General features: G+C 63.5%; 19 protein-coding genes and 1 tRNA gene. 7 read left to right on the forward strand and 13 right to left on the reverse strand.

Annotated features, from left to right (window positions below):
* Window positions 1-19: 19 nt before the first annotated feature.
* The 3 genes from GSQ75_RS08060 to GSQ75_RS08070 form a co-directional block, all read right to left on the reverse strand.
* A complete protein-coding gene (locus tag GSQ75_RS08060) occupies window positions 20-796 on the reverse strand; it encodes an SDR family oxidoreductase (RefSeq protein WP_158754047.1) in 777 nt (258 codons plus the stop codon).
* Between the two features lie 4 nt (window positions 797-800).
* On the reverse strand, window positions 801-1,112 hold the full coding sequence (locus GSQ75_RS08065) for a DUF4190 domain-containing protein (protein WP_158754048.1): 312 nt from the start codon (window positions 1,110-1,112) through the stop codon (window positions 801-803).
* A gap of 92 nt (window positions 1,113-1,204) precedes the next feature.
* Window positions 1,205-2,740 carry an aldehyde dehydrogenase family protein gene (locus tag GSQ75_RS08070; protein ID WP_158754049.1) on the reverse strand — a complete coding sequence of 512 codons (1,536 nt, stop codon included), beginning with the start codon at window positions 2,738-2,740 and terminating at the stop codon, window positions 1,205-1,207.
* 142 nt (window positions 2,741-2,882) lie between these two features.
* Here GSQ75_RS08070 and GSQ75_RS08075 point away from each other — a divergent pair.
* A tRNA-Arg gene (locus GSQ75_RS08075) sits at window positions 2,883-2,959 on the forward strand.
* A gap of 47 nt (window positions 2,960-3,006) precedes the next feature.
* On the opposite strand, the gene GSQ75_RS08080 is transcribed toward GSQ75_RS08075, so the two are convergent.
* Window positions 3,007-4,566 carry a YdiU family protein gene (locus GSQ75_RS08080; RefSeq protein ID WP_158754050.1) on the reverse strand — a complete coding sequence of 520 codons (1,560 nt, stop codon included), beginning with the start codon at window positions 4,564-4,566 and terminating at the stop codon, window positions 3,007-3,009.
* A 121-nt stretch (window positions 4,567-4,687) separates the two neighbouring features.
* Here GSQ75_RS08080 and GSQ75_RS08085 point away from each other — a divergent pair, with 121 nt between their 5' ends.
* Window positions 4,688-5,281: a DUF1415 domain-containing protein gene (locus tag GSQ75_RS08085; protein ID WP_158754051.1), complete on the forward strand. Its 594-nt coding sequence runs from the start codon at window positions 4,688-4,690 to the stop codon at window positions 5,279-5,281.
* Window positions 5,282-5,341: 60 nt separating this feature from the next.
* Complete coding sequence (locus GSQ75_RS08090; RefSeq protein WP_158754052.1) at window positions 5,342-5,674, forward strand: YkgJ family cysteine cluster protein; 333 nt, start codon at window positions 5,342-5,344, stop codon at window positions 5,672-5,674.
* Window positions 5,675-5,689: 15 nt separating this feature from the next.
* On the opposite strand, the gene GSQ75_RS08095 is transcribed toward GSQ75_RS08090, so the two are convergent.
* Window positions 5,690-6,397 (reverse strand): pseudouridine synthase, encoded by a 708-nt coding sequence (locus GSQ75_RS08095; protein WP_158754053.1) that lies wholly within the window; start codon window positions 6,395-6,397, stop codon window positions 5,690-5,692.
* Window positions 6,394-7,464: a class I SAM-dependent methyltransferase gene (locus tag GSQ75_RS08100; RefSeq protein ID WP_158754054.1), complete on the reverse strand. Its 1,071-nt coding sequence runs from the start codon at window positions 7,462-7,464 to the stop codon at window positions 6,394-6,396. Before GSQ75_RS08100 ends, GSQ75_RS08095 begins: the two co-directional genes overlap by 4 nt.
* Before the next feature lie 166 nt (window positions 7,465-7,630).
* Here GSQ75_RS08100 and GSQ75_RS08105 point away from each other — a divergent pair, with 166 nt between their 5' ends.
* Window positions 7,631-8,008, forward strand: coding sequence for a DUF4087 domain-containing protein (locus GSQ75_RS08105; RefSeq protein ID WP_158754055.1), 378 nt, complete (start codon window positions 7,631-7,633; stop codon window positions 8,006-8,008).
* An 87-nt stretch (window positions 8,009-8,095) separates the two neighbouring features.
* On the opposite strand, the gene GSQ75_RS08110 is transcribed toward GSQ75_RS08105, so the two are convergent.
* The 5 genes from GSQ75_RS08110 to GSQ75_RS08130 form a co-directional block, all read right to left on the reverse strand.
* On the reverse strand, window positions 8,096-8,437 hold the full coding sequence (locus GSQ75_RS08110; RefSeq protein ID WP_158754056.1) for a carboxymuconolactone decarboxylase family protein: 342 nt from the start codon (window positions 8,435-8,437) through the stop codon (window positions 8,096-8,098).
* A 91-nt stretch (window positions 8,438-8,528) separates the two neighbouring features.
* On the reverse strand, window positions 8,529-9,323 hold the full coding sequence (locus tag GSQ75_RS08115; RefSeq protein WP_158754057.1) for an AcvB/VirJ family lysyl-phosphatidylglycerol hydrolase: 795 nt from the start codon (window positions 9,321-9,323) through the stop codon (window positions 8,529-8,531).
* Window positions 9,320-11,929, reverse strand: coding sequence for a bifunctional lysylphosphatidylglycerol flippase/synthetase MprF (gene mprF, locus GSQ75_RS08120; RefSeq protein ID WP_254058499.1), 2,610 nt, complete (start codon window positions 11,927-11,929; stop codon window positions 9,320-9,322). The genes GSQ75_RS08115 and mprF overlap by 4 nt, the downstream gene beginning before the upstream one ends.
* Before the next feature lie 184 nt (window positions 11,930-12,113).
* A complete protein-coding gene (locus tag GSQ75_RS08125) occupies window positions 12,114-14,138 on the reverse strand; it encodes an oligopeptide transporter, OPT family (RefSeq protein ID WP_158754058.1) in 2,025 nt (674 codons plus the stop codon).
* A gap of 109 nt (window positions 14,139-14,247) precedes the next feature.
* Complete coding sequence (locus tag GSQ75_RS08130) at window positions 14,248-15,135, reverse strand: pseudouridine synthase (protein ID WP_158754059.1); 888 nt, start codon at window positions 15,133-15,135, stop codon at window positions 14,248-14,250.
* A gap of 86 nt (window positions 15,136-15,221) precedes the next feature.
* Between GSQ75_RS08130 and GSQ75_RS08135 the strand changes: the two genes are divergently transcribed.
* Together GSQ75_RS08135 and GSQ75_RS08140 are read left to right on the forward strand one after the other, a co-directional pair.
* Entirely contained in the window at window positions 15,222-15,779 is a 558-nt protein-coding gene (locus tag GSQ75_RS08135; protein WP_158754060.1) for a YaeQ family protein, read from the forward strand.
* 97 nt (window positions 15,780-15,876) lie between these two features.
* Window positions 15,877-16,308 carry an FKBP-type peptidyl-prolyl cis-trans isomerase gene (locus GSQ75_RS08140; RefSeq protein WP_158754061.1) on the forward strand — a complete coding sequence of 144 codons (432 nt, stop codon included), beginning with the start codon at window positions 15,877-15,879 and terminating at the stop codon, window positions 16,306-16,308.
* A gap of 40 nt (window positions 16,309-16,348) precedes the next feature.
* On the opposite strand, the gene GSQ75_RS08145 is transcribed toward GSQ75_RS08140, so the two are convergent.
* Both GSQ75_RS08145 and GSQ75_RS08150 read right to left on the reverse strand, forming a co-directional pair.
* Window positions 16,349-17,206, reverse strand: coding sequence for a PA4780 family RIO1-like protein kinase (locus GSQ75_RS08145; RefSeq protein ID WP_158754062.1), 858 nt, complete (start codon window positions 17,204-17,206; stop codon window positions 16,349-16,351).
* Window positions 17,207-17,290: 84 nt separating this feature from the next.
* Window positions 17,291-18,289: an LLM class flavin-dependent oxidoreductase gene (locus GSQ75_RS08150; protein ID WP_158754063.1), complete on the reverse strand. Its 999-nt coding sequence runs from the start codon at window positions 18,287-18,289 to the stop codon at window positions 17,291-17,293.
* Window positions 18,290-18,417: 128 nt separating this feature from the next.
* On the opposite strand from GSQ75_RS08150, the gene GSQ75_RS08155 reads away from it, so the two are divergent.
* On the forward strand, window positions 18,418-19,140 hold the full coding sequence (locus GSQ75_RS08155) for an rRNA pseudouridine synthase (RefSeq protein ID WP_158754064.1): 723 nt from the start codon (window positions 18,418-18,420) through the stop codon (window positions 19,138-19,140).
* The last annotated feature ends 193 nt before the right edge of the window (window positions 19,141-19,333 follow it).

Below are 19,333 nucleotides of genomic sequence, written 5' to 3' on the forward strand. Positions count from 1 at the left end.
GTCATCAACTCCGCTTCACTCAGCCATTGAGCATCTGGCCGCCATCGACGGCCAGGGTCTGTCCAGTGATCCAGCCAGCCCACGGCGAGGCGAGGAACAGTGCGGCGTATGCGACTTCTTCCGGCGTGCCGTAGCGGCCGAACGGGATTTTTGCCAGTACGGCGGCATAGCGCGCCGGATCCTCGTGCTTGCAGCGATCCCACATGCCGTCGGCAAAATCGATCGAGCCGGGGGCAATCGCGTTGACGCGAATCCGCTGCGCAGCCAGTGCCAACGCCTGTGACGTGGTGTAGTGACTCAGCGCAGCCTTCATCGCTGCGTAGGACGGACCAGCAGCTCGCGGTCGCAATGCCGCGATCGAACTGGTGTGCAGGATGCTGGCGTGTGCCGACTTTTCCAGATACGGCAGCGCCACTCGCGAAGCGCGCACCGCGGCCATCAGGTCGACATTGAAGTCAGCCAGCCACGCTTCATCGTTGTCGCCGAAGCCGTAACCGCTGGCGTTGTTGACCAGCACGTCGATGCCACCGAGCGCGCTGGCGGCATTCGCGATATAGCCCTCGATGGCCGCGGCGCTGGCCAGGTCGCACGACTGCGCGTGCGCGGTGACTCCATGCCCAGCGACTTCCTGCCGGGTCAGTTCGAGTGCATCCGCACTGCGAGCACAGATCGACACGGCGGCACCACTCTGCGCAAACGCCAGCGCCATGCTGCGGCCGATACCACGACTGCCGCCGGCCACCACCACGCGGTAACCGTGAAAATCAAAAGGCGGGAACAGCGACGTCGGCGTCATGGGCTCAATGCCAGTGCCAAGGCCAGTGCGCGCCGAGACTGAGGAAGAGCACACCAAGCACAAACATCACCGCGAGCATGACCAGGACCAGATGCGCATAGCCCAGGATTAGGCCGGCAATCGCCATGCCATCACCCTCGATGGCCGTGCCAGCGGGGGCGCGACGGATCTCGCCGCGCGCCATGTGGCCACAGATGACAGCCACGATCGCGCCGATAAATGGCAAAAGACACCAGCTGAGGATGCCGAACACCAGGCTCACGATCGCCAGTGAGCTGGTACGTGGAACTGGCTGATACGCAGGTTGATAGCTCATCGCCGCTGCACTCGCTATGTGGGTTACGAAGGTGCCGACACGTCTTGCCAACGGTCACGGGCAGCGAACTGCCCGTGACCGTATTGCATCGCTTACAGGTCGAACTTGATGCCTTGTGCCAGCGGCAGCGAGTCCGAATAGTTGATGGTATTGGTCTGGCGGCGCATGTAGACCTTCCATGCATCGGAGCCCGACTCGCGACCGCCGCCGGTTTCCTTCTCACCACCGAACGCGCCGCCGATCTCCGCACCCGAGGTGCCGATGTTGACGTTGGCAATGCCGCAATCCGAACCAGCTGCCGACAGGAACTGCTCGCCCGCGCGCAGGTTGTTGGTGAAGATCGACGAGGACAAGCCCTGCGGCACGTCGTTCTGCATCTCGATCGCCTCGTCCAGCGTCTTGAACGGCATCACGTAGAGGATCGGCGCGAACGTTTCGGTCTGCACGACTTCGTGCGAGTTTGCGATGCCGGTGACGATCGTGGGCAGCACGAAGTTACCCTTGCGGTCGGTCAGCGCTGCACCGCCGGTGGCGATCGTGCCGCCCGCGGCCTTGGCCTTTTCGACCGCGGCAAGGTAACCCTGCACCGCTTCCGGGCTGTTGAGCGGCCCCATCAGCGTGGTCGACAGGTTCGGATCGCCGATCTTGCCCTCGACCTGCTTGTACGCCTTGACCAGGGTCTCCAGCACGTTCTTGTAGATCGATTCGTGCACGAACAGGCGGCGCGTGGTGGTGCAGCGCTGGCCGGCGGTGCCGACGGCGCCGAACACGATGCCCGGGATCGCCAGCTTCAGGTCGGCACTTTCATCGAGGATGATCGCGTTGTTGCCGCCCAGCTCCAGCAGCGAGCGGCCCATGCGCTGCGCCACGCGCTCGCCGACCATGCGACCGACCTTGGTCGAACCGGTGAAGCTGATCAGCGGGATGCGCTTGTCGTCGACGAAGCCCTGCGACAGCTCGGTGCCGGCATCGTTGAACAGGAAGAACAGGTCGGGGAAGCCGCCAGCCTTCAGCGCCTCGTTGCAGATGCGGATGGTGGCGATTGCCGACAGCGGTGTCTTCGGCGACGGCTTCCAGATGCAGATGTCGCCGGCGATGGTGGCGAGGAACGAGTTCCATGCCCACACCGCGACCGGGAAGTTGAACGCGCTGATGATGCCAACCAGACCCAGCGGGTGGTACTGGTCGTACATGCGATGGCCCGGGCGCTCCGAGTGCATGGTGGCGCCGTACATCATGCGGCTCTGGCCCACCGCGAAGTCGGCGATATCGATCATCTCCTGTACTTCGCCGTCGCCCTCGGGCTTGATCTTGCCCATCTCCAGCGCAACCAGCGAACCCAGTGCATCCTTGTGCTCGCGCAGTGCTACACCGCACAGGCGCACTGCTTCACCGCGCAGCGGTGCCGGCGTGGTACGCCAGATCTTGAAAGCTTCCTGCGCACGCTTGACAATCACTTCATAGTCGGCAGCACTGGAGGCATGCACGGTACCGAGCACGTCGCCGGTAGCCGGATTCACCGGCTTCAGCACGCCAGCGTCGGTGGTCTTCGACCACTCGCCCTGGCCGAGGTACGTACCGGACTGGTCGCCGTGAAGGCCCAGAGCCTGGAGGATTGCATGCGACATGGATGTCTCCTGGACTTGCGTGGCGCCCGCGGGCGCCGTGAGGAAGGCGGGTAAACGCTCATTCTAGCAGGCCGCCCGGTCCTTCCTGATTAAAGCCGGCCGGATCGCGCCAGCGCGGGATCCATGCGAAAATCCCGCCGCTGCCCTCGTAGCTCAGTTGGATAGAGCGGCCCCCTCCTAAGGGGCAGGTCGGACGTTCGAATCGTCTCGAGGGCACCATTTTTGAAAACCAAAGGCCGGCCATGCCGGCCTTTGTGCTTCCCGGTTCACGAGCTGCACGAGAGCATCGAGCAACCGGCCTTGTGCCGCGCCCAGTCCGGGCGCTTCTGCGCGAACGCCTCGCGACCGGGCTGGTCGTCATACGGGTGGCGCATCACGTCGAGCAGCTCGGCGACGCCGCCGGGGTCGCCCTGTTCGGCCCGATCGATCGCCTGCTGCGCCAGATAATTGCGCAGTACATAGCGAGGATTGGCCGTACGCATCTGTTCGCGGCGTTGCGAAACTGATAGCGGGTCCGCGGCAAGCCGCGCGACATAACGCAGCAGCCAGTCGTTGAGTACCGGCTCAGCCGCGCGTCGTTTCGCCTCGTCGTAAAACGTCTCGTTAAGCGGCTCAAGCGTCGGTGTCTGCACATCGATATCGGCCAGCGCGCGAAACCACAGCGTCATGTCGATCTCGGCGTGCTGCATCAGCGACTGCAGCGACTGCATCAGCACCACATCGTCATCGCGACACTCGACCAGGCCGAGCTTGGCGGCGATATTCGTGCGATCGGCGGCGGCATAAGCCGCTGCGTAACGATCCAGCCCAGCCTGCAACGGTTCGACGCCGGCAAACATTGGCGCCAGGGCGCCGGCGAGGCGACTCAGGTTCCACCACGCCACGTTCGGCTGTTGGCCGAAACGGTAGCGGCGGCGTTGTGCGTCGGTGGTGTTCGGCGTCCACTCCGGATCGTAGTTGTCGACCCAACCGTAAGGGCCATAGTCGATGGTGAGGCCGAGGATCGACATATTGTCGGTGTTCATCACACCGTGCACAAAACCCACGCGCATCCAGTGCGCGATCATCGTCGCAGTGCGTTCGCATACCTGCGCGAACCACTCCGCATAAAGCGCCTCGCCCTGGCCACCGAGTTCCGGGAAGTCGCGACGAATGGTGAAGTCGACCAGCTGCTTCAGCAGTGCGGTTTCGCCGCGCGATGCAGGCAGCTCGAAATTGCCGAAGCGGATGAATGAGGGCGCCACGCGACAGACGATTGCGCCGCGCTCCGCTGCGGCGTTGCCGTCGTAGAACATGTCACGCACGACCGGCTCGCCGATATCGACCAGGCTCAGTGCACGGGTGGTGGGCACGCCGAGGTGATGCATCGCCTCGCTGCACAGGAACTCGCGCACCGACGAGCGCAGCACCGCGCGCCCGTCTGCCCCACGCGAATACGGTGTCAGTCCAGCGCCTTTCAGCTGCAGTTCCCAGCGCTCGCCGGCAGCATTGATCGTCTCACCCAATGAAATCGCCCGTCCATCGCCGAGCTGACCGGCCCAGTTGCCGAACTGATGGCCACCATAATTCGCTGCGTACGGCTGCATGTCGTCCAGCAGGGCATTGCCGCCAAACACTTGCGCAAATTCCGGTGTGGCGATCTCGGCCTCGCTGAAACCCAGCGTCGCCGCCATCTCGGCCGAATACGCCAGCACACGCGGTGCGGCGACCGGCGTGGGATCAACCCGTGAGTACAGTGCGCCCTCGACCTGGCGCAGACGCGCGCCCTGCTCCGGATCACCGGGCAGGTCACGGACGAAGGCGTTGTCGAAGTGGAGTTTGAACATGGGGGCACGACGCGACTGGGTAGACTGATCCTATATCCGGGCGCGCAGTACTTCATGCAAGAGCGCGGCAGCTAAACCACATGGCGTTATAGTCGGCGCCGCCAGCCACCGCGAGAGCCGCATGAACGATACCCCGACACCCAGCAACCTCAATGCCGATGCGCTGCCCGAGGATGCACCCTACCTCGCCGCCACCACGCTGTGGCTGGAACGGGCCGTGATCGGTCTCAACCTGTGCCCGTTCGCCCGCGCGCCGCATGTGCAGGGCAAGCTGCGCCTGCGGGTGAGCCAGGCGCGCGATACCGATGCGCTGCTGGACGACTTGTGCGGTGAATTGCAATCGCTCAACGCGCTGACGCCGGACGAATGCGAAACCGGCCTGCTGATCCATCCGTTTGTACTGACGGATTTTCTCGACTACAACGACTTCCTCGATGTGGCCGATGCCGCGGTGCAGACGCTGGGGCTGGAAGGCGAATGGCAGGTGGCCAGCTTCCACCCCGACTACCAGTTTGCCAACAGCGCGAAGGACGACATCGAGAACTTCAGCAACCGCTCGCCCTACCCTACGCTGCATTTATTGCGCGAATCGAGCATCGAGCGCGCGATGGATGCGATGAGTGATACCGACAGCATCTACCGGCGCAATATCGAGACACTGCAACGGCTGGGCACCGATGGCTGGCAGGCGTTGTGGCGCGACGCGAAGGACTGAACACACTCATTCGCAACGCGCAGTTCACATTCGCGCCGGGCGATGCTGTCATGCTGGCGAGTGAATATCCTCCCCGATCCCTACGCGGAAAGCGTCGACCCGAGCGTGCAATGCACGACCTGCGAGGCGGTCTGCTGTCGCCTCACCGTGGTTCTGATGCCCGAGGATCATGTGCCGGAATGGCTGATCCATCGCGACGAACGCGGCATGGAAACCCTGGCCAAGGGCGAGGACGGCTGGTGCGTCGCCGTCAATCCCAATACATCCGGCTGCACGATCTACGAGGATCGTCCAGCCATTTGCCGCAAGTATGCGATGGGCAGCCCGAGCTGCCGCGACGAACGACACAAGTGGTTCGGTGACACGATTCCTACCGCGGTGCATCTGCTGTAACCCGGCCCCCCGGGTTCAGGCAGCGCTGCTGAAAATTGACGCGATCTCGTCGACATCAAGCGCACGCCACTCGCCCAAGGGCAATTCGCCCAGCGTGAGTCCGCCAACGGAAATGCGTCGCAGCGTCTCGACGTGATTGCCCGCGGCGGCGAACATGCGCCGCACCTGGTGATAACGGCCCTCGGTGACCGTGAGCCGGGCATGGCGCGGACCCAGCACCTCGAGCACGGCCGGTGCCAGTGGCTCCTTTTCGGTTTCCAGTAGCATCGTGCCACTGGCGAACAACGCGCCCTCGTCGCCGCGCAGATCCTGCGCCAGCGTAGCCTCGTAGACCTTGGCCACCTGTGCCTTCGGCGAAATGATCCGGTGCAGCAAGGCACCGTCATCGGTGAACAGCAGCAAACCCGTGGTATCACGATCGAGTCGGCCCACGCTGGACAGTACCGGCGTGCGCACGTTGTAGCGCGGCGGCAACAGGTCATATACCACCCGGCCGGGATCCTTGCGTGAGCAGGTGACACCAAACGGCTTGTTCAACATCAGCACCAGGCCGACCGGCGGATCGAGCGGTTCGTCATCGACGCGGATACTTTCATACGCCACCACGTCATCGGTGTAGAGCACTTCACCATCGGCATCGGTGATGCGGCCGGAGCGGAACAACTGCGTTACATCCTTGCGGCTGCCATAGCCCAGGTTCGCGATAAGTTTGACCAGTTTCATTGCCGCACTCCATTTGCCTCGATCACCTTGAAACCCTCTTGCACCACCACACTGCGTACTTCACGAAAACGTGCCGTCAGTATCGCCTCATACGGCAGATGCCGGTTCGCCACCAGCCACAACCGACCATCCGGCTGCAACGCATCGGCTGCGCTTGTGATGAAGGCGCGGCCCAGCTCCGGCAGATCAGCACGTCCCTGATGAAACGGCGGGTTGCTGACGATGGCGTCGTAACGCTTCGGCAGGCCGCGAGTCACGTCATTCCAATGCACCGCGACACTCAGTTCGCGCCCGCATTCACGCTGCGCCCTGGCCAGATTGAGCCGCGCCGGCTCCAGCGCACGCGCCTCGGCCTCGTACAAATCGATCGCGCTGACCCTCGGGCAGCGCGCGATGACCTGGCTGGCGAGATAGCCATAACCGGCACCGAGGTCGGCCACGCGACCCTGCAGATCATCCGGCAGATGCGCGGCCAGCAGCGCCGAGGCACGGTCGATGCGATCCCAGGCGAACAGTCCAGGACGACTGACGTAGCCGTCGACGATTGCACGCGGCGCATCCAACGCCAGCCATTCGGCCAGCAATGCCTGATCCGCCCCGGCTGCGTTCGGCGTGCTCCAGAACACCCGGCACTTGTGCTTCGACAAGTGCTGCGCGGCGCCGGTCAGTTTCGCCAGATCTGCCTCACCCGACTTCGCGCCTTCGGTATTCGGCATCGACGCCAGCACCGTACCGCCTGGCGCCGTGTGGCGCAGCGCACGGGCGAACAACGCGCGCGCCTCGTCGCGCTGCCGCGGCGGCAACACCAGCACCAGGGGGAATACTTCATCGGCAGCCGGCTCGCCCACGCGCAGGCCATTGCGGCCCAGCTCGTCGGCAAACGGCATGAAGCTCTGCTCGCACAACCAGCCGGGCTGGGCCATTTCACGCAGACGCACGCCGGCCCGCGCACGCAGGAACAGCACGCGGCCGTCCGCCGGCAGTCGCAACTCTGCCGATTCGAACGGAACAAACAGGGCCGCCAGCGCCGCATCCGGCGCGGCCGCGAAAAAACCGGCAGCAGTCACGTCATCTCTTCAAGCATCACACAGTGGCGGCATTGTACGTGGCTGCCAGCCCGGACACCCGTGCGTCGAGCCGCTCCGTAGTAGTCGTGGCATGATCCGGCCATCCGGCACCAACACTGCAGCACGCCGGTCGAAATTCGATTCGCATGACGCCACCGGGAAAGCCATGAACCACTGGAAAGCTCTGCCGATCCTGCTGTGCGCCGTGCTGTTCGCATCCACGGCGCAGGCACAGTACCCGCCCACCAAGACCCAAACCCGCTGCGGCTGGTTTGACAACCCGACACCGGGCAACGCCTCGCTAATCGACCGTGACGGCGAATGGGTGATCGGTATCCAGGGCGGCCACCAGGCTTCAGGCGAATGGCCCACATTCAGCGACACGCAGTGGGTGATCACCAATAGCGGTGATCACGGACATGGCTGCGCCTGCCTCGACGCCGTGGTCTCTGCGCGCACGCACGAAGTTGTGCGCATCACCGCAGCACGCGCCAAACCGCTTGCGACATGTCGCCGGGACCGCGCGCTGAAGGAGCCAGAATGACGTTGGCGGCAGACGTCACGAACCGATCCGCATGACAGGCAGACGCCAGCTCAGTACCTGCCAATAACGGCTGCCTGTTGTGTCGCCTCAGCTACCGCTGTGCGCGTTGACCGCATCCATGACCCGCGCCGAATACACCATCGCGGCGCCGGCATTCATCGCAATCGCCACACCGAGCGCTTCGGCGATTTCCTCGCGGGTGGCTCCGTGCTTCAGTGCCTCACCGGTATGCACAGTGATGCAGCCATCGCAGCGAGTGGTTACCGCCACCGCCAGCGAGATCAGTTCGCGCGTCTTCGCGTCCAGATGACCGGTCTTTTCGCCGGCGCCGGACAGGGTCTGGTAACCCCTCAGAGTATCCGGACTCAGCTTGCCGATTTCACCGATGCGCCCGATCAGTTCCTTGCGATAACCCAGCCAATCCAACATGGAAGTCTCCTCGCTGACGTGGCGACCAGACACCGTGCCCGGCCGTGGTCGCCCATAATGCGCCAGCGGATCAAGAACGGGTATCAGCCATTCAGTTAGTGCTATCAGCGGCCGGCAGCTCCTGCAGCATCTGCGCAGCCAGCGGCTGATAACCACCGTCGAAATGATGGTCGCCTTTCTTGGCATGCACCTTCACCCAGGTCGGCAGGCTCGGTTCGCTGCAGATGCTGTCGTCGCTGTCATCCAGGCCGTAGTAGCAGACCGTCGGCGGCTGGTTCTGCATGGCCTGCAGTGGCGGCATCGTGTCGTAATGCTGGATCGGGTTGATGTATTGCAGCAGCGTCTTGACGTGTTCCTTGAACCAGCCCTGCTTGATCATGTAACCCTCGAGCTCGATCTCGAAGGTGGTATCGCGGCTTGGCGACAACAGCACCAACTGGGTGATCCGTGCGCGATTGGCCGCGCTGAGCTTGTCGATGATGGTCGGCAGCACATCAGCGCCAAACGAGAATCCCACCAGCCATATCCGCTTCTTGCCCCACACGGTGGCATATTTCGTCATCAGCGCATCGAGCTGTTGCGCCGACTCCTCCGGCGTGCGCTCGCGCCAGTAGTACTTGAACGTGTTGACACCGAGCACGGGAATGCCGCGATCGATGAAGGCGATGCCCAGCCGCCGGTCCAGGTCCGCCCAGCCGCCATCGCCGGAATAGATGATGGCCATCACCTCACCCTTGCCGGCGGGTGGCGCCACGCTGATGCTGCTTACCGGAAGCACCACGGTGACCTGCTCGAGGTTGACCCGCGACCACGGACTCCAGACCAGCACGATGCCCAGCAGGCACAAAGCCACCAGGCCCAGCGCTATCCAACTCCTGCGTTTCATCGGCGCACTACTCCTGAAAGTCCACCAGAGATCAGGCTGGCCACGTTGGTCAGGATCATCGGCAACGCGATGCCGCCAGGCACCGCCATATAGCGCGGCTCCCACTCCGGATCGAACTTGTCCTTGTAACGCTGCAGCCCGCGGAAGTTGTAGAAGCGCTCGCCACGACCGAACACCAGCGCGCCAAAGCGGTTCCACAGCGGTGCCTGCCGTCGGTTATGCAGCCCGGCCAGAGGTGCCATGCCAAGATTGAACCAGTGGTATCCATCGCTGCGCGCCCACAGCATCAGCTCCACGAAAAGGTAATCCATGATCCCGGCCGGGCCATCGGGCAGGTGCCGCATCAGATCCACCGAAGCCTCCTGCTTCGTTTCGTTGAGGAACAGGTTCGCGAACGCCACCAGCCGATCGCCCTGCCACACGAGCGCCATCGGCGTGCGCATGAGATAGCGTGAGTCGAACGAACCAAGCGAGAAACGCTTCTCACGCACATTCTTGTCGCGTATCCATGCGTCGGATATTTCCTTCAGTCGCGGCAGCAGCGGTGCCACCGCATCCGCCGGCACGATCTCCATCCGCAGACCTTCGCGTGTCAGCTTGTTCACCGTGTTGCGCAACACTTTCTTGGACTTGCCATCGAGGTTGAAGCTGTCCAGCCGCACGCGCGCCTCTTCGCCGATCTTCAGCAGGTTCAGGCCCACTTCCAGATACAGGTCCAGATCGGCCGGGCTCACCTGATAAAACACCGGCCAGCCGCCAGCTCGCTCGCACTGCTCGAGGAACGACCACACCAGCTCACGCCGGGCATCCTCGTCGGTGCCTACCGGGTCACCCATCGCCACCCAGCTGCGCCCCTCGGTATCGAACATCACAAAGGCCTTGTTATCGGTGCCGAACAGCAGGCTCTTGTCGCCCATCAGTGCCAGATGCGCCTGTGCCGTGGAGCATTGCTTGATCAGTGGCAGCGCCTGCGCCAGCTCCGCCTCGCTCGGCAGCTCATGCTGCAGTTTATGCGGGCGGATCAGACTGGCCAGCGCAAACAGCATGCCTGCTGCTGCCGCGGCAACCAGCGCGCGCAGCGCACGCGGCGCGCCACCCTGGTAGAGGCTGAACTCCCACCACAGGTCGCTGCTGTATTCGACATGCTTGTAGCTGAAAACCACCAGCCACGCGGCGCAGCCGAGGATCGCCACAATCGCGGCGATCCAGCCAACCGAGAAGCTGGTCGTGAACAACGAGGCGCGCCGATAGAACAGCCGATGCGCCGGCGCCAGCGCCATCGCCAGCAGGGTAAGCAGGGTCGCCTCTTCGTAGTCGATGCCTTTCAGCAGCGAGAACACCGCGCCGGCCAGCAGCAGCACCAGGGTCAGCCAATAGGCCGCATCCAGCCGGCGTTGCAGGCCGCGGGCAAGGATCAGCAGCAACATGCCGATCACGCTCGCCAGAAGGTGTGACACCTCCAGCACCGACAGCGGCAACACGTCACGCAGGATCGCCATGCGCGCGGGCAATGCGCGGGTCGCCCCGGAAAACAGCAACACCGCGCCAGAGACCAGGGTCAAGCCGGCGAAGAATGACGGCAGCAGGCCGGTGAACCACGGCGTCAGCAGGGATTTCTCGCGCAACCCTCGCGCCTCCCGCTGCAGGATCAGCACGGTCGCCGTACACAGCGGCAGCAGGTAGTAGATGACACGAAATGCAGCCAGTGCACCAAGGATCGGCGCCGCCAGCTCCTTGTTGCCGGTGGCGCCGAAGCCGGCCAGCATCACTGCTTCGAACACGCCGAGGCCACCTGGCACATGGCTGATCAGGCCGATGATCTGCGCAATCACGAAGATCGCCAGGAAATGCCCGAAACCGTTGTTCAACTCATCCGGCATCAGGATGTAGAGCACGGCCGCCGCCAGTCCCCAGTCGACCGCACCTACCAGGATCTGCCGCAACGCCGTGACCGGCGACGGCAGGTTGATGCGCCAGCGAAACAGCCGCAGCGGCCGGTGAAACACGCGCCCGGCAATCAGCCACATCAAGGGCAGCAGAGTCAGTAGCATGCCCAGCGGCCGGCTGAATGTCGCCAGCGGCAGATCCTGCGGCAGCGGCACCAACACCAGGGTCACACCGGTCAACGCCAGCAGGCCCAGCCAGAAACTGGTCGTGCAGAACAGCACCACCCTGGCCACCTCACCGGTGGACAGCCCATTCTGGATATAGAAGCGGTAACGGATCGAACCGGAGACCAGCAGCGACATGCCCACCGCATTGCTGAAGGCATAACTGATGAAAGAGATCATCGTGACGCGTCGCCACGACAACTGCCGGCCGATCGAGACCAGTGCGAAACGGTCGTACAGCGTCATCACCGCATAGCCGAGCAAAGTGAACAGTGCAGCAAGCAGCAGGCGCGCGCGCGAAATGCTCTGCACGTAATGCCGCACCTGGTGATAGTTCACTTCTCTGGCCAGCAGGTGCAGTGCCCACAACGCAAGACACAGCATGCCTGCTGACAGCAACGGTCCGGCCAGCCTGCGCAACAGCACCATGCGCTGGCTCGGTGGCGCCAGGGCTTCCTCGGCGCTCTGAACCTGCTCGACCTTTTCCTGCTCCACGCGACAAACGCCCCTTGTAAAGACCTAGTAGGTTGCCACATTGAAGCTGACTGGCAATCTTTTGCGATCCAACGGATCGCATGATCTCCAGTTCCGATGGCCTGTGCAGCCACCGCCGCCGTTGGCATCCCCCGGAAAGGCGGCCCGTCCGGGGCCACCTTCCACGAGGCATCTCATTGCCCTGTTACGCGCTCGTTGACGACCGCGCGAGGCGGCCCACCCAACGGTACAGCAGCACCATCACCACGGCGAACGCCAGGCCGCCGATCCACAACGCCGGGCCATTCGCGAACGAGTCGCCGACCAGGGCGAGCGGATAGTCCTTGCCGGAAAATGCCACGAAGGCGGCGATGGCCACGCCGAGCAAGCCCTCGCCGACGATCATGCCGGAGGCCAGCAGCACACCGAGTTGCTTGGTCGCCTCGGGGTTCTTCGATGTGCGATCGGCATTGCGGTCGAACCACCAGCCGGCGACCGCACCGACCACCACCATCAGCGTGCTCTGGGTCGGCAGGTAGATGCCCAGACCCACCGCCAGCGGCGACAGATGTGCGGACTTGGTCGTGCGACGCAACACCTCGTCGATGATGATCATCACCACGCCGATCGCGCCACCGATCTCGATCAGGCTCCAGTCGATATTGTTCTGGATCACACCCTGCGCCAGCGCCGAGATCAGGCCGGCCTGCGGCGCAGCCAGCGCATGGTCGCGCTGCGGGCCCGGCGCGCCGACAAAACCATAGGCGTGATTGAGCAGGTCGAGGATCGGCGGAATGATCGCGGCGCCGGCAAGCACGCCGATTACCAGCGCCCATTGCTGCTTGGATGGCGTCGCATCGACCAGTTGTCCGGTCTTCAGATCCTGCAGGTTGTTGTTGGCGATCGCCGCGGCAGCGAACACGATCGAGGTGATGAACAGGGCGAACGCGACCAGCGCGTTTTCGCTGCCGACCGGCAGGGTCGAGCGGATGCCGAACACCAGCAGCAGCGCCGCGCTGATCACCACGATGATGCCGATGCCCGACAGCGGACTGTTCGACGAACCGATCAGGCCGGCCATGTAGCCGCATACGGCGGACACGAAGAAGCTCATCAGCACCACGAAGATCAGTCCGCCGACCACCAGGGCCAGCATATGGTCGCCCAGGCCATGGCCGGCGGTCGTCGCAAAATTCTGGATCAGGAAGCCGATCGGCACCAGGCAAGCCAGCGAGATCAGGCCGACCTGCCCGATCGGGATGTCCTGCTCGGTACGCGGCAGCAAGGCGGCGTTGCCGGCGCTGCGCGCGCGCGAAGCGGCCATGGCCGAGGTCAATCCGCTGATAACCGGCTTGACCAGCTTGGCCAGGGTCCAGATGGCAGCCACACCAATGGTGCCGGCGCCGACGAAGCGCACCTTGTGGCTCCAGGTCGCGTTGGCGAGATCCGCGATCGAACTGGCTGCCGGCGCCAGCGCGGAAAAATGCGGCACGCCCCAGCCCCAACCGATCAGGGCACCCACCAGCATCGCGATGCCAACCCATAACCCGACCAGATGGCCAATACCGAACAATGCGAACGAGAGGAAGAAGTCGAACCCGGTCACACCGCCCTTGTCGCCACCGACACGGAAGTAATGCACCACATCGCCTGCAAACACCCGCGTCGCCACCACCACCGCGAACACCGCCGAGACGATCGAACCCCACAGCACAGCAAGTAAGCCGGCGCGGTTGGATTCGGCAGCCTCTTCGGCACTAACACCCTCGCTGCCACCGGCACCAACCTTCAGCACCTCGGCGCAGGCAACACCTTCGGGATACGGCAGATCGGAATTGGTGACCAGCGCGCGACGCAGCGGGATCGAATACATCACGCCGAGGATGCCGCCCAGCGCGCAGATGGCGAACGACGTCCAGTAGTTGAAGCCGGTCCACCAGCCAATCAGGATCAGGCCAGGCAGCACGAAGATGATCGACGACAAGGTGCCAGCCGCCGATGCGACCGTCTGCACGATGTTGTTTTCCTGCATCGTGGCGCCCTTGAAGTAGCGCAGCACGGCCATCGAGATCACTGCCGCCGGGATCGACGTCGCAAACGTAAGACCGGCCTTGAGGCCGAAATAGACGTTCGCCGCCGTGAACACCAGGGTGATCAAGATACCGATGATCAGGCCGCGTATGGTCAATTCGGCGCGTGCTGGCGCTATGGGTGATGGCTGTGCGCTCACGAATGGTTCTCCCCCGGCTAAATACTGCTGCGGAAGATAGCGTGTAATGGCCGTGCGTGGTTACCCTTGACAGGATGCGCCAGACCTCGATCAGGCCCGCGCCGACCCGTCAAAGGCTCAATCGGCTCTCGAACCGCCGCGACTTGCCGGTAAGTGGATCGAGGAACGCCAGGCTGTGCGCCAGCAGCTTCAACGGTAGCTGATGATCGTCGGCAGACTCTCCAGCCAACACCGGATACAGCGTGTCGCCGATGATTGGTGCACCCAGTGCAGCCATGTGCACACGCAGTTGATGCTTCCTGCCAGTGACCGGATGTAGCGCATAGCGCCAGCCATCCTCGCCGAACTGGATCACCTCGATCCGTGTCTCGCTGTTGGGCTCGCCGTCCACCTCCTGCATGCGGAAGAACGGCTCACCCGCAACAATGCGCGAATGGCGTAGCAGCGGGAACACCAGTCCGGGCAACGCTGGGGCCAAGGCTTCATAACGCTTGTCGATATTGCGTTCGCGAAACAGCGCCTGATACTGCGCACGGCTGGCCCGGTTCGCCGAAAACAGTACCAGCCCAGCCGTCAATCGGTCGATCCGGTGCAGTGGCACCAGCTCGGGATTGTCCAGCCGACGAATCAACCGCCGCAGCAAGGTCTGCTCGACAAAGCCACCTGCCGGTGTCACCGGCAGGAAGTGCGGCTTGTCCGCCACCACCAGATGCTCGTCGACATGCAACACGGTTTCGGTGAACGGGATCGGCACCTCGTCCGCTACTTCGCGGTAGTAATGAATGCGCAGTCCCGCCCGATACGGCGTATCCGGCGTGATCGCGCTGCCCTGCCCGTCCAGCACCCGCCCACGCGCGATGCGGTCCAGCCACTGCGCGCGGCTGACCGTACTGAAATACGAGCACAGGCCATCGAGCACCGTCACCCATGCGCCTGCAGGCAAGTGCACGGTGCTGGCGTGGGTGTCGCGTATGAATAACTGGCTGGGTGGAGTCATGGTCGTTCCCAGTCTAATGCGCGCCATCGGGCAGCCTGTCACGCGGAGCGCGTAGAATGGCCGGTTGTTGTCCCAAGGCACCCCCGATGGCCCTCAATTCCACCATCTACAAAGTAGAACTGCAGATCAGTGACATGGATCGGCATTATTACGCGACCCATGCGCTGACCCTGGCACGGCATCCATCGGAAACCGAAGAGCGGCTGATGGTGCGGCTGCTCGCGTTCGCGTTGTATGCCGACGATCGACTGGAGTTCGGCAAAGGCATCAGCGACGAGGACGAACCGGCGCTTTGGCGCAAAGCGTACACCGATGAGATCGAGCTGTGGATCGAAGTGGGCCAGCCGGACGAGACACGCATCCGCAAGGCCTGTGGACGTTCGCGTCAGGTGGTGGTGATCAATTACGGCGGTAACGTCGCGGAGATCTGGTGGAACAAGGTCGGTGCAGCGCTGGGGCGCAACAAGAACCTCACTGTACTCGACATCCCGGCCGCCACCGTCGCCGGGCTCGTGGCATTGCTGCAGCGTGGCATGCGCCTGCAATGCCTGATTCAGGATGGCCAGCTGCAGCTGATGAACGATGCCGACTCGGTCGCCGTGGATCCGTTACGGCGCATGGCACCGGCCGAAACGGTGAACTGATCAGCTTCATCGCGAACAAGGTGATGGCTGCACCTGTCGTCACCATTTACTGGATAATCCCGATCCGAACCTGATCCCTCTTTCCCGGAGTCATTCCATGCGCTTGTTGCTGTCCCTGTTCGCCGTATTCACTCTCGCCGCCTGTACTGTCGCACCGCCGGCGCAAGCCACCGGAAGCGTGGACAAGCTCACCGTGATCGACCAGAAGGTCGGCACCGGCGCGGAGGCGAAGGACGGGATGACGGTGTTGGTGCATTACACCGGCTGGCTGTACGACGACAGCGCGAAAGACAAGCATGGCAAGAAGTTCGACAGCTCGCGCGATCGCGACGAACCGTTTTCCTTCATGCTCGGCCAGGGCAATGTGATCGCCGGCTGGGATCAGGGCGTCGTTGGCATGCATGTCGGTGGCAAGCGCATCCTGCTGATCCCGGCAACGCTCGGTTATGGTGCCAATGGCGCCGGCGACGATATTCCGCCGAATGCCTCGCTGGTGTTCGAGGTGGAGCTGCTGAAGGTCGGCAACTGACCGGATCGATCATCACGCCGCGGCGATCAAGTCGCGGCGCTCAGTCTTCCTGCGCTGCCGCCTCGCGGCCCTGCTGGCGGATGATCGCTTCCTCACGGGCATCAATGATCGACTGCATCACGCTGTCGACATCGGCGATGCTTTCATCGAATTCGAAGTGACCTGTGAGCTCGCTGTCCGGATGCAGCTCACCCAGCTCGAACAATGCCCACATCTCCTCACCGTAATACGTATCCAGCAGTTCCGGTGCGAAGCGCGACAGGCTGATAGTGATGTTGCCCACGTCCCGCCGCAGCATGGCGCGCGCGGAGTTGTTGCCGGACGCGCTGACCGCCTGCGGCAGGTCGATGATCACCGGACCTTCCGGTCCGACCAGCACGTTGTATTCGGAAAGATCCCCGTGGATCAGGCCGACGCAGAGCATTCGTGCCACCTGCTGCATCAGGAAGCGGTGGTATTCGCGCGCGGTCTCCGCTGACAGCTCCACCTCACCCAGCCGCGGCGCCGAGTAACCGTCCGCATCGGTGACCAGTTCCATCACCAGCACGCCATTGAAGTAACCGTAAGGCTTCGGCACCCGCACACCAGCGGCGGTGAGCTGGTACAGCGCGTCGACCTCGGCATTCTTCCAGGCAGCCTCGGCCTCCTTGCGGCCGAACTTGGTCGCCTTGCCCATCGCACGTGCCTGCCGACTGCCGCGCACCTTGCGTCCTTCCTGATACTGCACGCGTGCCTGGAAGCTGCGCTGCGCCATGTCCTTGTAGACCTTGGCGCAACGGATGTCCTCGCCCGAGCGGACGACGTAAACGGAGGCTTCCTTGCCGCTCTTCAGCGGCCGAAGCACCTGATCGATCACACCTTCATCGATCAGCGCCTGCAGGCCCTTGGGTGTTTTCATGCGTGGGAAAGCTTCAACGGTTCGTGGAATAACGCCCATTATGGCCGATCGGCGGCCCTGCCCGGTCTTTCGCGGCCACGCCGGTCAGTTCGCAGCCATCAACCGATCTCGCGCGGCCGCCGCGATCTCGAACGAATGTCGCCGCGCCGCATGCTCGAATACGTTGGCCGTGATCAGCAATTCGTCTGGCTTGTGCCGTGCAATGAAGGTCTCGATACCATCCCTGACGGTGTCCGCATTGCCGACCACCGCACAGGCCAGCGCACGCTCAACCATCAGTTTTTCCGGCGGTGTCCAGTACGACTCGATGTCGTCGATCGGCGGCGGGATCAGCCCCGGCCGGCCGCGGCGCAGATTGATGAAGCTCTGCTGCTGGGTGGTGAACAGCCGCCGCGCCTCGGCATCGCTGTCGGCGGCAACCACGTTGATGCCGAGCATCGCGTATGGCTGCTGCAGTCGTGCGGATGGCCGGAAATCACGTCGATAGAGCGCCAGGGCCTCGTCCATCGCATCCGGCGCAAAGTGCGAGGCGAATGCGAACGGCAAGCCGAGTTGCGCCGACAGCGTGGCGCTGAACAGGCTGGAGCCGAGCAGCCATACCGGCACTTCGATGCCGGCACCGGGTACGGCGCGCACCTGCTGCCCAGGTTTGGCAGGCTCGAAATAGCCAAGCAGTTCGACGACGTCGTGTGGAAACGCATCAGCACTGTCGAAGTAGCGACGCAGCGCCTTCGCGGTGGGCTGGTCAGTGCCCGGCGCGCGACCCAGCCCCAGGTCGATGCGGCCCGGATACAGCGACGCCAGCGTGCCGAACTGCTCGGCCACCTGCAGCGGTGCGTGGTTCGGCAGCATGATGCCGCCGGCGCCGACGCGGATCGTCGAAGTACCACCGGCCACGTGGCCGATCAGCACCGCCGTTGCCGCACTGGCGATACCGGGCATGTTGTGGTGTTCGGCCAGCCAGTAGCGCTGGTAGCCGAGGCGCTCGGCGTGCTGGGCCAGATCCAGCGTATTGCGGAACGCCTGCGTGGTGTCACTGCCCTCGGTGACCGGTGCCAGGTCAAGAACGGAAAAGGGGATCATGTTGGGGCCTCGCCATAACGAAGCTGACTATCTGGGGGCTGTCCTGCGAATTGCCACCGGTTCACGCATAAACCATCAACTCACGGGCTGGCGCATACAATGCCCCATCCTCGCTCAATGGCACCTCGATGACAGAACCGGTTCGCCTCGCCAAACGTGTCGTCGCGCTGACCCAGTGCTCGCGACGTGAGGCCGAGCAGTACATCGAGGGCGGCTGGGTAAAGGTCGACGGACAGGTCGTGGAAGAACCACAGTTCATGGTGGACATGCAAAGCGTTGAACTCGATCCCAACGCCAAACTTATCCCCACCGAACCTGCCACCCTGGTGCTGCACAAGCCGGTCGGCTACGACACCGACGGCGGCCCAAACCCGGCCAGCGCACTGGTCACGCCCGACACCCGATCACCGGATGATGCTTCCGGCGTACTCCCGTTGAAGCGGCACCTGATGCGATTGACGTCACCGTTGTCCTTGCCGACCCAGGCCAGCGGCTTGCTGATATTCACCCAGGACTGGCGCGTCACCCGCAAGCTCACCGAGGATATCGACCGGGTCGAGCAGGAGTTCGTGGTCGATGTCGAGGGCACGCTGATCCCGAACGGACTGGCCCTGCTCAATCACGGCCTGCGCTTCAACAACTATGCGATGCCGCCGATCAAGGTCAGCTGGCAGAGCGAGCAGCGGCTGCGCTTCGCGTTCAAGGTCTTGCAGCCGAGCCAGATCGAACCGATGTGCCTGGCGGTCGGCCTCAAGGTGCTGGCGATGAAGCGCCTGCGCGTCGGCCGCATCCCGCTGGCCAAGTTGCCACCCGGGCAATGGCGTTACCTGGCTCCCGGCGAACGCATCTGAGCAGTTACTCGCTACCGGACCCTGCCCAACCGTCGCCGGAACAGCTTAGACTTCCCTGCGCGCCCACGCGGCACCTCGGGTTGCCGCAGACGCTTGATATCCCACCAACACTTCCAAAGGAGCACGCCATGAGCAAGGGCTTGGATTCAAAGAAAAGCGACAAGAAAAAACCTGCCAAGACCATGAAGGAAAA

The organism is Dyella sp. S184, from assembly GCF_009766065.1.
GTDB lineage: Bacteria > Pseudomonadota > Gammaproteobacteria > Xanthomonadales > Rhodanobacteraceae > Rhodanobacter.